Below are 13497 nucleotides of genomic sequence, written 5' to 3'. Positions count from 1 at the left end.
CTCTTTCTAAAAAGACTATATGTGCGAATGTATTTTAGAAAGAAGCTGGGTTATTAAAACCACTCTTTCTGGTGACATTAGCGCCATGATTGCAGAAGACTTACGCGGTGACATTTGGCTTAACAACCTAACTCCTATCCGCAAATCCAAGACATTAAAAATTAATGCTGCGTCTCCTGGACGCATAGCTTCATATATCTTCACTAGTTTATCTGAGTCATTCTCTAATATTTTATCAGCATTATCTTCTTGTTTTGCAAAATTATTTTTTATTTTTTCTAAATCGTTCATTTGAATTTGAATTTCTTTTTGAGTCATATTCAAAATATTCTCTTTGTTATTCAATATTTCTTCTTTTTTATTTAATTCATTTTGCTTTTTATCCAAATCATAAGAAATTTTCGTCTCACTATTAAATTTTCTAATCTCTTTTTGAAAGGGGTGGTCGTTATTACAACCTCCTTGATCACAAATGTTTTTCACTTGCTTCTTTTCTATTGGATTTATATTTTTTGACGATTGACTTTTATTAAAATCATCACTTGGCGATGCATAAGAAACGGAGGTAATACTCTCACCATCATAAATAAAACCAATTAAATTAAAAGCATTTACTCCAATCAATAAGCAACAAAAAACACAAAAAACCCCAATGATTCTATACAGCATTTTTTATACTTTCTTTCGGCGAAGCGCTTCAATCAGCTGCTTTTCTGCTTGGCTTTTTCCTTGATTAACAAATGAAAATTTTTTTCTATTTATATCATCATCGTCATTTGATAGACGGGTGTTTTTCCTTAAATTTATATTTCCTTCAGATGAAATTATATTACTATTCAACATAAATTTTTCTGATTTTTTATAAATTTTCTCTAACTCTTCTTTCAAGAAAAATCCCTCATTTATTGATTTTAATAATTTTACTTCCAGTTCATTAGATGTCTTCTTTATATTATTGATATTATGATGAATATTATCCAAATTATTTTCTAATTTTGCAATCATTGCATCAAAGTTTCTCTTATCTTTTTTTAAAAAGAAGAGTGCCTTCCGAACGGTTAACCCATAAAACAATGTTATTATCAAAATAACACTCAGAAATATTTCTAGGGCTATTTGTATTTTTTCCATTATAATAATCCACCCTTATTCTATAAATGAATTTTCTATTGATATTGCTACCCCTCCGCGCCTTTGGCCCATTTTTGCTGTAAATAAATCTTTCCCTCCAGACCGAACTGAAACAAAGTTTTCACTTAGTCTCCGTAAAAAAATCTTATCTCCTGGAGAGAAATTAGTAATTTTATTAAAATCTATTTCTTGCTCACCAAGAACAACATCAATATTAATATGGGTTTTCCACAACTCCTGAACTAAATGATTTTCCCACACGGTATCATGTCCAAGTTTCTCTCCCATATACTGCTGTAATAAAGTATCTCGTATGGGCTCCAACATTGCATATGGCAAAATAAAATCTGCTTTCCCTATATTTTCTTCAATCTGAATATTAAACGATAGCCTTACAACCCCATCCATCGGTCGAGAAACAGCGACAAAACGTGTGTTCGTTTCCAATCGCTCAAAGGCAAAATCAACCTTACACAGAGGGTAAAAACTCTCTGCAAAGCTTGTTAATATTTCATGTAAAATTGGTTTAATTAAAGCTTTTTCTATTTCCGTATAATGATCTCTATTCGACAAGAAGGCATTTTTCTCCTTTCTACCGCCTAATAAAGAATCAATAAGACTATAAAATAGCTTAGACTCCAAAACTAAGACGCCAGAACCATTCCACTCATCCGCTTTGAATACTACGTATAATGATTTTTTTGCATCGTTTTGTAAGTATTCCTCCCATCGTTGAGAGAATATTTCTCTAATAGAGATTACAACACTATCAGTAATTCGGTTTCTTAAAGTCGTTGTTAATCTCCTTACAAACCGATCAAAAACAACTTCCAACATCGGTAAGCGCTCATATGAAGTTGGCGCTGTTCCAATCAGTTTTTCAATTTTTTTCTGTTGAGTTAAATTTTTACGCGTCTCTAAAACATTAAATTTTTTCTCGGGCTGTAATAATTCGGACATTTTGTTTGCATCATCAGTATTATTTTCATGAAGTTTCGTAGATGTCATTGGACGATAACTTCCACAAAAAACAAATCCTCAACAGGTATAGGCGCAAGCGTATTTTGAATTTGTTGAAGCATACTCTCTCGCAAGCGATATATCCCTTCCCCAGAGAGCTCTTGCAAACGAGTGCTATGCAAATACATCTGAAATAAATCCTGTATCTGTGGCATATACGCCTCAACGTCTGCTGTATTTATTCTCTCCGGAACCAACAAACGCGCACTAACTCTCACATAGTGCGTATATCCATCGCTTGAATCCAAATTTGACATCACTGCAGGTATAACAATGACTTTCTTCTGTTCATCCACCAGAGTTTTAGTTTTTGCTGAAGACACGGAGTGATAAAAATGCTTCCAAGCTCCACCTCCTGCTGCCAACACACACAAAGCCGCTATCAAAAAAATAAGGGAGCGTTTTTTGTTACCTTTTTTAGGCTCTTCTCCCTCTTCTATCTTTGTCTCCACCACCTACAACCCCTTGTGCTCTTGAAGGGGGCATCATCCAGCCAAAAAGTTAATATCAAGTTTATATCCTACCGTAAAAAGCCTTCTTTGCTGCGCGCTGGAAGCATTTCTTGCTTTATATTTTTGCTTGCAGGCTGCTCATCTCAAGCGCCCACTCACTATAATCAGTATTCAATGAGGGAAAATTATCCTGCTCCCGGGCCTGCATCAGATCCGTGGAAACCATATATTCAAGAAGCGGCTCAACGTTTTTCTATCCCTGAAGCGTGGATTCGAGCTGTTATTCATCAAGAATCTGGGGGACACGAATATTTGGATGGTCAGCCCATCACCTCAAGCGCAGGGGCTATGGGTTTAATGCAACTTATGCCCGAAACTTATTCTGACATGCAAAACACATATGGATTAGGGTCTGACCCTTACGATCCACACGATAATATCTTAGCAGGAACAGGTTACATCAAAATCCTCTACCGAAAATATGGGGCTCCTGCTTTCCTTGTGGCTTATAATGCCGGACCTCAACGCTTAGAGGATTACCTTTATTCAGGACGGCCCCTCCCTGAAGAAACAGTAAATTATGTCGCAAACATCACACCTAATTTGGGGAATGAAATTGCTCTAACGGGCCCACTTGCCGCCTATGCCGGTACGGACCAAACATACTCGCCTCAAACCGCTTCTTCACCAGAATACGCAACTACTAGCATATCATCCGACTCTCCAAGCAATGTTGCTCAAGCATGGTCTAATCGCCAGATAACGTCTGTGCCATCTGACCCTACTCCTCCAGCACTCTCCCCCCTTGAGCCATGCAACCCAAATGCGGCCTATGATCCAGATACACCCTGCAGCCCCTCCCCTTCATCTTCCACGCCGTATCAAACAGACAATAGTCCCCGCCCACCGCCGCCCATCATTCCAACCCCACCAAGACGCACCTATACGACCACGCCTGCATATTATACGGCTCCCACTCTAAGAACGACCAATTGGGGTGTTCAAGTTGGTGCATTTACAAACGCCCAACAAGCACGATCAGCCGCCTCTTTTGCACGTCTAAAGACGAGCGGGCTCTTACAAAACACGACCATAAATGTTGAACCCACAATAGCTCATGGAACCCAATTTTGGCGTGCACGCTTAATCGGCCTTGATAAAAGCGGAGCTTTCCAAGCATGCTCAAACCTCTCTTCAAAAGGAATTACATGCTTCACCGTTCCGCCCGGGCATTAATATAAATGGCTAAAATATTTACAAAGTGAGAAAAAGTGTCCGTTGGCAATCTATGTATTTTGTTCTATGCTCCCATGCAGATTGAGCATAGCTAATAGTTTTCATAATTAGCCCATGATACAGTCAAAATATCTTCAACACTTACTCTCGGCATCAGGATACGGCAGATGAAAACAGGCCCTACTCACGGTCAATCTACCTCTTCGGAAGAGATCATTACAGGAGAAGGGTATAGTAAAGATCTTGACCGTCGCCACGTCCAGATGATTGCTATCGGCGGGGCGATTGGGACAGGTCTTTTTCTCGGCGCAGGTTCTCGTTTACAGTTCGCCGGACCATCACTCGCTTTAATCTACACCATTTGTGGTGTTTTTTGCTTTCTCATTCTCCGTGCTCTTGGTGAGCTCGTAATGTACAAACCGACGAGCGGCAGCTTCGTCACATATGCACGTGAGTTTTTAGGCGAAAAAGCCGCCTATACCGCTGGTTGGCTTTCATTCCTCAACTGGGCGATGACCGGGATCGTCGATATTACTGCCGTAGCCTTGTATATGCACTATTGGGCTGTTTTTGTGAATGTGCCTCAGTGGGTCTTTGCACTTGGCGCTTTGGGTGTCGTCGGCACCATGAATATGATCGGCGTACGTTATTTTGGTGAAATGGAGTTCTGGTTCTCCCTGATCAAAGTTGTTGCTCTTGCTATTTTTCTAATTGCCGCAACAATTATACTCGGGAGCCGCATGCCGATTGATGGTCATTCAACGGGAATACATCTTATCACTGAAAATGGTGGTTTCTTCCCACATGGAATTGTCCCTGCACTTCTATTAATGCAAGGCGTTGTCTTCGCTTACTCTGCTATTGAATTAATAGGAACAGCAGCCGGAGAATCTCATGAAGCACGTAAGATTATACCCGGTGCCGTCAATAGTGTGATCTGGCGTATTGCTCTTTTCTATGTTGGTTCAGTTGTTTTGCTCGTCTGCTTACTACCATGGACAGCTTATCATGCTGGAGTAAGTCCTTTTGTGACGTTCTTTCAGAAACTTGGCGTTCCTGGAATTGGCACAATTATGAATATCGTTGTTCTGAGTGCCGCCTTATCCAGCTTAAACTCCGGTCTTTATTCAACCGGGCGTATTTTAAGAGCACTTGCCTTGGGCGGTTCTGCTCCAAAAGCTCTTGCAAAAATGAATAGCAGTTCTGTTCCTCATATTGGAATTTTAACGACTTTAGGGATTTATCTCGTTGGCGTGGGTTTAAATTACTTAATTCCTTCCAAAGTTTTTGAGATCGTTCTTAACTTTGCTTCTTTGGGGATTATCTCCACATGGGCCACCATTCTTTTTTGCCAATTACGACTGCGCTCCGCGATTAATCGTGGCGAAATCCCTGCAACAACGTTTGCAATGCCAGGCGCCCCCTACACGACATGGGCAACGCTTGGCTTCTTAGCCTTTGTTCTCGTAATGATGGCTTTTGATTATCCTGAAGGCACTATTACAATAGGCTCTATCCCTTTAATTGCTGGCATTTTAGTTATTGGGTGGTTTTTACTTAAAAGATCAAAATAAATCTATTAATGAGTGCTAAAGCAATTTAGCACTCAAAAACAAAAAATAGAAACAAAACTACTTTTCATTTAAATTATAAATATTTATGTAATACCTTTTTTAAATAGTAAAATATTCTATTTTTACTAACTTTGAAGCTCTATAGCCTTAAATATTTTTAAAAAATACTTTACCGTATATTCAATTTGTTTTATTTATTCTTAAAATATTATCTCACCTTCACATTTGAGCCCCGCATGACCTCTGACATTCCCCAGCATTTAAAACAATACTGCATGAATGCCAACATTGCTCTTTCTGTCGCTCACGCTCAAAACGACCACCCTTTAGTTTTTATCAACAAAAAATTCGAGCTTTTAACTCAATACTCCTCTCAAGAACTCATAGGCGTTAACTGCCGTCTTCTTCAAGGTTCTGCCTCACATGAGCATAATACAAAATCAAGACAAGCCATTCACGAGTTTTTAAGCACCCCAGAGATTAACAATATTAGAACCTCTCTCGTAAATTATAGAAAAGATAAAACACCCTTTATCAACTTATTATTCATGTCAAAGCTAACCTCTTCGAGCGGAGAGCTAAAGTTTATTTTTGCTTCTCAATTTGAAATTAGTAACTCTCAATCTCATTTGTTAGACGATTATAACAATGAATTAAGACAAACACTCCGTGATATTAATCCAATTCTATCTGAAAGTAATATTATGTCAGAAGGATCATTAATCGCAATTGCAAATACTTCTAAATCAATTGCCCAAGCGAAGCTTCTACTTGATGATCTTGAAAAAAATATGAACTCTTTTTAAAGGTTATTTCAATGAACACTATTCAAAATAACCTTCCTCTTGTTGTAGGTGTAGGCGCTTCAGCTGGAGGCTTAGAAGCTTTGCGCCTTATGCTGTCTTCTATCAAAAAGCCCACAAAAATGGCTTTTGTGGTCGTACAACACCTTGACCCTCATCATAATAGTCTCTTAGCTCAGCTGTTAGAACGTTATACCGAACTCACTGTTTTACAAAGTGAAGGAGGCGAGCTCCTACAAGCTGATCATGTTTATATTATTCCACCCGGACATGGTCTGAAAATACAAAATAGTATTCTTAAACTGACTGACTTTACGCGCCCTCGTGGCTTAAGACGACCCATTGACGATTTCTTTGTTTCTCTTGCCAATGACCAGCAAAGTAATGCAGCCTGTGTTATTCTTTCGGGAACAGGTGCAGATGGAACAACAGGCGTTCGAGCCATCAAAGAAAATGGTGGTGTTTGTATCGTCCAACAACCAGATACCGCCCGGTATGACGGTATGCCCCTCTCCGCCGTTGGTACAGGGTTGGTTGATTTTGTTAAACCTCCCGAAGAAATTTTTGCTTGCCTGAAAGACTTCCTTGACCGACGAACTCTACGTTTTACCGATGCAGATTCTGATGTTTTAGCCAATAATCTAGATGCTGTCTGTCGTGAACTCCGCATGGTCGTGGGTCATGATTTTTCAGGTTATAAACACTCCACCCTAATCCGGCGCATTGCACGACGCATGCATGTTGTCGGTATAGACTCCCCACATGAATATCTTCTTCGGATGCAAAAAGACCATTCCGAAGCGCAAGCTCTCTTTCGAGACCTTCTGATTAACGTCACCAAATTCTTTCGCGATACAGATGCTTTTGAACAACTAAGACTAAAAGTTATAGAACCCCTTGTTCTTAATCGCGGCTTACATGATGATATTCGCGTCTGGGTTGCGGGGTGTTCCAGTGGTGAAGAAGCCTATAGTATAGCAATCCTCTTTGCCGAAGCGCTACGTATCCATGAATGCTCACACAATGTACAAATATTTGCCTCTGATATTGATGAGCAAATGTTAAGCATTGCCCGTGCAGCAACTTATCCCAATGCCGCTCTTATTGATATTCCAGAACATTTACGTGAGCGCTATACCGTCCCTGTCGCAGATCGCTTCAAAATTAGTAATCATGTGCGTAATATGGTTCGGTTTTCCAATCATAGCCTTTTAAAAGACCCGCCTTTTTCTAAAGTCGATCTTCTTTCTTGCCGTAATTTGCTCATTTATTTTGAGGAAAACTTACAAAAAGCTATTGTTCCTATCCTACACTATGCTGTTCGGCCGAATGGATACCTCTTCTTGGGGCCATCCGATAGTATCGGTCGCTTTGAAGGGTTTTTCAGTGTTGCACATCAACAGGCCCGAATTTTTGAAAAGCTACACGGTGGCACCAGTCACCCAATAGCTTTACCTACTCAGCAATATGCCAATCCAACCACGCGTCCTTCAGAGCTGTTTAATAGCGACCGAAAAATTCAAAGCGATACGGCTGCCAGCCAGCGCTTACTGGAATTATATACTCCTCCAAGCCTCGTCGTTAACAAAGATGGAGAAATTATTTCCGCTTTTGGTAAGCTTGGAATTTATTTTGACTTCCCTGTAACCCGCACGGGAGGTTCCAGTATTTTTACACTAGCCCGCCCCGGTTTACGAGGGGTCATTGGACAGCTTTTAAGGCAAACACAACAAGCCCTTAAACGAACAATCATCCGAGATGTTGACGTTCTCAGCGAGTTTACATCTCAAAAGACGGATGTCATTTGCGACCCTCTTGGGGAAGATGCTTTTCTTCTTGTCTTCCAAAATAAAAGCCCTGCAAAACCGATTAGCAACCAAGACATTGAAGAATTTCAAACCAACAATAACCATGTTGAAATCTTAGAAGATGAACTGCGCTTAATGCGCCACAGGCTTCGTCTCACCATTGAAGAACTTGAAACAGCCAATGAAGAGCTAAAGAGTTCCAATGAAGAAATGATGTCGATGAATGAAGAACTTCAATCTGCCAATGAAGAACTGTCGACTGTCAATGACGAGTTAAAAACAAAAATCACTCAGCTAACTGTTGCCAACTCAGACCTTAAAAACTTTTTCGATTCTACAAATGCAGCGGTCGTCGTCGTTGACGAAAACCTCTGTATTCGTAACTACACAGAAGCAGCCACTTTCCTATTCCCACTTAAACCGGGTGATAAGGGGCGGCCTTTTGCGGATGTATCTGGCCAAATTGAACTAAATGATTATTTGCAAGATACTATCAATGTCACAAAAAATGGCGAAGTCATTAGTAAGCGTGTCATTGGCATTAATAAAAAGCACATCTATTCTTTGCGTATTATGCCGTATCGCACACAAGGAGAAAGTATTAATGGAGCAACCTTAGTTTTCACAGATATTACAGATGCCCTTTATTTAGAAAGACAATTAGCATCAGAACGTGAAAGACTTGAGCTCGCCATTCGAGCTGCACGCATCGGGGTATGGGAATATTCACCTCAGAAGAAAAAAACTGTTCTTGATGTTGGCAACCAAACACTTGTGGACATCTCAACCTTCCACTCAGAGTCACACGCCTGGATTAGTTCACAAGAGCGCTCCATTATTACCCAGACATTTGATAATGCTTTAGAAAGTGGAGAGCCTTTTGATATTAACTTCAGTGTTCATCAAAGCAACGGTGAAACACGCTGGGTTCGTGCAAGTGGGCATTTTATCGCCAATAGCTCGCCGCCTACTCTCATTGGCGTCTCCATCGACGTAACCCCTGAACACGAAGTTGTCGAAACGCGTGAACTGATGGTTCGTGAAATGAACCATCGTGTTAAAAACTTATTCGCTGTTATCAGTAGTATGATCTCTATCGCAGCTCATCGTCATAATAATGTCCGTGTTTTTGCTAAAGACATGAGAACACGTATCGTCGCCTTAGGAATTGCCCATTCTTGCGCGGCACAAAACGGCTTTGATAAGGGCACAAATATTCAACATCTGATCAAAGACACGTTGGCGCCTTATCAACATGACAACAACATCAAAATTTTTGGCCCCCCTGTCCTGATCAACTATAAAAACCTCTCGCCCTTAGCTCTCTTGCTACACGAATGGGCAACCAACTCCGTAAAATACGGCGCTCTCAATATTAACAGTGAAGGGACACTTCATATTTCTTGGCGAGAACAGCATGATAATCTCATTATTTACTGGAAAGAACAGAAAAAAAATGAGATCACGTTTACGGGATCTTCAGGTTTCGGCGAGCAGCTTGAACAAACAGCTTTACGACAACTTAAAGCAACCATAGAACGGCATACTACACCTTTAAGATTTGAGATGAAAATAACTTTACCTAGAATGTGTTTTTCGAATGAATAAAACAGTTCTCCTCGTTGAAGATGAATTGATCGTTGCGCTTGACCTTCAGATGACGGTTGAAGAAGTAGGGTTATCGATCAATGGGCCATATGGATCATTGATCGATACCGAAAGAGCACTCTCTCATCTTTCTCTGAGTACCCTCGCCTGCGCTATACTTGATATCCAATTAGCAGACGGAAATATCTTTACTATTGCCAACAAACTACGGGATGAAGGTGTCCCTATTATATTCCACTCAGGTAATAAAACAGATCATAAGCTAAAAGAACAATACCCTAACGCTAGCTTTCTTGAAAAACCAAGCAATGAAGCTGTGTTGAAACAAATTTTATCTCAATATCAATAAACCCAGTTGTTTGGCTAAGACCTTACAGACCCTTCACAGGGGGGAGCCACACCATGCATCGTGTTCCTTTATTAGGAACACTTTTAATCCTTAAACGCCCCTCATGCCGATCAATAATATGACGGACAATGGACAGCCCTAAGCCCGTACCTGGCTGCTGAGAACGATCTTCCTCATTTAAACGATAAAATCTCTCGGTTAATCTTGGAAGGTGATGCGCTTCTATCCCTTTCCCATCATCTTCCACCCCAATAATGAGGCCACCAATCATAGGCCACTGCTCCTCATCCTCTGTTGCTTTGCAGGCAAAAACAGTCACCGTTAATATGTCTTCTTGTCCTTTTCGAGCATAACGCAATGCATTTTCAACCAAGTTTAACATCACTTGGATCATTTCATCTTCATCAGCACGGATATAGAGCTCATCATCTATCCTAAAATTTAATACGTTTTCTTTTTCTTGAAAGCGCGGAACAATTTCATCCAAAACAGAAGCCATCACATCACTCACTTCAACAATTTTTTGAGGCTTTTGATGTTCATGTGCCTGCACACGGGAAAGATACAACAAACGATCAATTAACCGTTTAAGCCGATCTGTTTGCTGAGACATGACTGCCAAAAACTGTTTGCGAACCATCGGGGACATGCCATCCTCCCCATGATGAAGAGCATCAATAAACCCACTTAATGAGGCCAATGGTGTTCGCAACTCGTGGCTGGCATGCGCTACAAAATCCATGCGCATCCGATCAACGGCCTGTGCTTCGCTACGGTCAGAAAGGGATACTAATACACATGTCTCTACACATGCTTCTACGCTGGCCTCTGCACTTTCTGTCCCTCGCACCTTCTTCAAAATAACATGCAAGGTTCGTCGAACAGGAACATCCAAGGTAAAAGTTGTCTCATAAGCTAAGTTCTGTTCCTCTGCCGGATAATTTGTTTTATCCTGAAGAGTAGCAGACAACACAGATCTTACAGATGGATGACGCATAACAGCATGGATGCTCTCCCCAAACTGCGCCAATGCCTGTTGATTAGCCTTTAAAACAGCCCCCCACTGATCAACTAGCAAAATGCTGCCCGGAAAGGGATCAATCGATATATGCTCTTTCGTTATTAAGTGCTCTATTTTCGTCTGTTCTGGAAAAACAGCGCGATGGCGATTATAATATTTGTAAACGAAGAAAGCACACCATCCACTGAGTGCCATAGCAATAAGAACAAGATTAAACCAAAGTGGCAGACCGTTATAATGATGAAAACCTGCTACCCTTTGGCTCATCATCTTTAATCACCACTTACTTGTGGAGCATCGTCCAAAGCATAGCCTGCGGCTCTTACCGTACGCACCAAGTCTATTTCATCTTTACCGTTAATCGCTCTACGTAAACGTCTAATATGAACATCTATCGTTCTTATTTCGACATGGATATTTTTGCCCCATATCCTTAACAACAGATCTTCCCGTGAGAAAACCTTTCTTGGATTCCGTATTAAAAGATCCAAAATTTTATATTCTGTTGGCCCTAACGATAAAAGACGCCCAGCGCGCTCTACCCGATGGGTTTCCGGGTCTAAAGTTATATCCGCAAATGACAGCACGTCATAAGAAGACTGATGACGACGCAATAACGCACGCAAGCGCGCATCCAATGTATCTATGCTGCAAGGCTTAACCAAATAATCATCAGCCCCCGCGTCTAAAGCACGGATAGTATCGTGCTCATCAGAACGCGCTGTTAATAAAATCAATGGAAGATCACGCAACTCAACATTATTGCGAATGCGACGGCTTAAATCCACACCAGATAAACCCGGCAACATCCAATCTAATACAGCAGCGTCAGGCCGAACCGTCTCAAGAAACTCTAACGCAGTTTCTCCATCCGGTACTGTTTCAATACGATATCCCCGCTGCTCCAAATTGTGTCGCATCATTAAAGATAAAGCAGGGTCATCTTCAACCAGTAAAATAAACCCTTTCGCTCTCGTCGGCCCTGTTTTTTTCACCGTGCGTCCCACTCCTGATCAGATATTTCTATCCCACCTCTTGGCCGGAAAGGTGGTAAATTTTCGCCCGTTACAGCGTAATAAACACGTTCCACAATGTTCGTTGCATGATCACCAATCCGCTCCAGATTTTTTGCTATAAACAAAAGCTCTGTGCAGGACCGGATATTCCGCGGATCTTCAAGCATATACGTTACCAACTCACGGAATAACGCCGTATAATATTCATCTACCGCTCGATCAGCATGCCATACTTCTGTCGCACGGTTAGCGTCACGTTGTGTCATTGCATCAATAGAACGTCTTAAGTTATCTTGAACCAACCGCCCCATACTTCTCAAACCAGAAAGAGAAATCTGCCCCTCTCCTGTTTGTATGCGCAAAGATTTTCGTGCGATGGAAGCCGCATAGTCCCCGATCCGCTCCAAATCACCCGTTATTTTAAGAGCTGCGACAATTTCTCGCAAATCACTCGCCATCGGACCACGTAATGCCAGAAGACGTATGGCCAACCCTTCAACATCTCGCTCAAGCTGATCAACTTCCAGATCCTGCTGATAGGCAGAACTGGCCGCTTCTTCATCACGGTCTGCAATGGCCGCCAAAGCCAAAGCAACCTGATTTTCAACAATTCCACCCATCTGAGCCATCATGGAGCGTAACTGCCCCAATTCCTGCTCAAAACTTTTCACAATATGCGGTTTATCGGCCATGTTTTTATCCAAACCTTCCCGTGATGTAATCTTGGGTCTGTTGCTGACGCGGATTGGTAAACAAACGATCGGACGTATCCATTTCTATTAAACGTCCGAGATAGAAAAAAGCGACCTGATCCGCACTTCTTGCAGCCTGCTGCATATTATGCGTCACCATCACGATCGTAAAATCTTGCTTGAGCTCATCCAGCAATTCTTCAATTCTTGCTGTTGAGATTGGGTCAAGTGCAGATGTTGGTTCATCCAACAACAAAACCTCAGGACGCGTGGCAATAGAACGTGCAATACACAATCTTTGCTGTTGCCCTCCTGACAACCCCATTGCTGGGGAGTGTAAGCGATCCTGCACTTCGCTCCATAATGCTACACGCGTAAGAGCGTCTCGCACTCGCTCATCCATTTCAGATTTTTTTAACTTTTCATGCAAACGAATGCCAAAAGCGATATTATCATAAATCGACATGGGAAATGGCGTTGGCTTTTGAAAAACCATTCCTATCCGAGAACGCAACACATTAACATCCAATCCAGTATCAAGGATATTACGTCCATCAAAGACGACTTCTCCTGTGGCTCTTTGCTCTGGATATAAATCATACATACGGTTGAATATTCGCAGTAATGTAGACTTTCCGCATCCACTTGGCCCAATCAAAGCTGTTACATTCTGCGCAGGAAATTCAATATTAATATCATGCAGAACGTGATGCTCTCCATAATAAAAATTCAAACTCTGCGTCGTAAGAGTAGATTGAGATTTAACAGTACTCATAAGAACTCACGT

13 protein-coding genes are annotated in these 13497 nt (G+C 41.3%); 5 read left to right on the top strand and 8 right to left on the bottom strand.

Annotated elements, in window-relative coordinates:
- Nucleotides 1-15 precede the first annotated feature (15 nt).
- The 4 genes from E3D00_RS05820 to E3D00_RS05805 are packed head-to-tail and all read right to left on the bottom strand — an operon-like array spanning nt 16 to nt 2606.
- Nucleotides 16-669, bottom strand: coding sequence for a MotE family protein (locus E3D00_RS05820; protein ID WP_141460779.1), 654 nt, complete (start codon nt 667-669; stop codon nt 16-18).
- A gap of 3 nt (nt 670-672) precedes the next feature.
- On the bottom strand, nt 673-1131 hold the full coding sequence (locus E3D00_RS05815; protein WP_141460777.1) for a hypothetical protein: 459 nt from the start codon (nt 1129-1131) through the stop codon (nt 673-675).
- Between the two features lie 15 nt (nt 1132-1146).
- On the bottom strand, nt 1147-2139 hold the full coding sequence (gene fliM / locus E3D00_RS05810) for a flagellar motor switch protein FliM (protein ID WP_141460775.1): 993 nt from the start codon (nt 2137-2139) through the stop codon (nt 1147-1149).
- Nucleotides 2136-2606, bottom strand: coding sequence for a flagellar basal body-associated FliL family protein (locus E3D00_RS05805; RefSeq protein ID WP_246091372.1), 471 nt, complete (start codon nt 2604-2606; stop codon nt 2136-2138). The genes fliM and E3D00_RS05805 overlap by 4 nt, the downstream gene beginning before the upstream one ends.
- Nucleotides 2607-2777: 171 nt before the next feature.
- On the opposite strand from E3D00_RS05805, the gene E3D00_RS05800 reads away from it, so the two are divergent.
- From E3D00_RS05800 to E3D00_RS05780, 5 genes are all read left to right on the top strand, one after another.
- Nucleotides 2778-3839, top strand: a complete 1062-nt coding sequence (locus tag E3D00_RS05800) for a lytic transglycosylase domain-containing protein (protein ID WP_246091371.1) — start codon at nt 2778-2780, stop codon at nt 3837-3839.
- A 167-nt stretch (nt 3840-4006) separates the two neighbouring features.
- Nucleotides 4007-5413, top strand: coding sequence for an amino acid permease (locus E3D00_RS05795; protein WP_141460771.1), 1407 nt, complete (start codon nt 4007-4009; stop codon nt 5411-5413).
- A 236-nt stretch (nt 5414-5649) separates the two neighbouring features.
- The gene (locus tag E3D00_RS05790) at nt 5650-6219 is read left to right on the top strand and encodes a PAS domain-containing protein (RefSeq protein ID WP_220093241.1); all 570 of its coding nucleotides are present in this window, start codon (nt 5650-5652) and stop codon (nt 6217-6219) included.
- Nucleotides 6220-6230: 11 nt separating this feature from the next.
- Entirely contained in the window at nt 6231-9632 is a 3402-nt protein-coding gene (locus tag E3D00_RS05785; RefSeq protein WP_141460769.1) for a chemotaxis protein CheB, read from the top strand.
- A complete protein-coding gene (locus E3D00_RS05780; protein WP_141460767.1) occupies nt 9625-9981 on the top strand; it encodes a response regulator in 357 nt (118 codons plus the stop codon). The genes E3D00_RS05785 and E3D00_RS05780 overlap by 8 nt, the downstream gene beginning before the upstream one ends.
- 22 nt (nt 9982-10003) lie before the next feature.
- On the opposite strand, the gene E3D00_RS05775 is transcribed toward E3D00_RS05780, so the two are convergent.
- From E3D00_RS05775 to pstB, 4 genes are all read right to left on the bottom strand, one after another.
- The gene (locus E3D00_RS05775) at nt 10004-11272 is read right to left on the bottom strand and encodes a sensor histidine kinase (RefSeq protein ID WP_141460765.1); all 1269 of its coding nucleotides are present in this window, start codon (nt 11270-11272) and stop codon (nt 10004-10006) included.
- Nucleotides 11273-11274: 2 nt separating this feature from the next.
- Nucleotides 11275-11925: a response regulator gene (locus E3D00_RS05770; protein ID WP_141462393.1), complete on the bottom strand. Its 651-nt coding sequence runs from the start codon at nt 11923-11925 to the stop codon at nt 11275-11277.
- Between the two features lie 68 nt (nt 11926-11993).
- On the bottom strand, nt 11994-12710 hold the full coding sequence (gene phoU / locus E3D00_RS05765) for a phosphate signaling complex protein PhoU (RefSeq protein WP_141460763.1): 717 nt from the start codon (nt 12708-12710) through the stop codon (nt 11994-11996).
- Nucleotides 12711-12714: 4 nt separating this feature from the next.
- Complete coding sequence (gene pstB / locus E3D00_RS05760; protein WP_141460761.1) at nt 12715-13485, bottom strand: phosphate ABC transporter ATP-binding protein PstB; 771 nt, start codon at nt 13483-13485, stop codon at nt 12715-12717.
- Between the last annotated feature and the right edge of the window lie 12 nt (nt 13486-13497).

This window comes from Swingsia samuiensis, from assembly GCF_006542355.1.
GTDB classification, from domain to species: domain Bacteria; phylum Pseudomonadota; class Alphaproteobacteria; order Acetobacterales; family Acetobacteraceae; genus Gluconobacter; species Gluconobacter samuiensis.
Note: the sequence above shows the minus strand (reverse complement) of the source record. Positions and strands in the feature narration are given on the sequence as shown.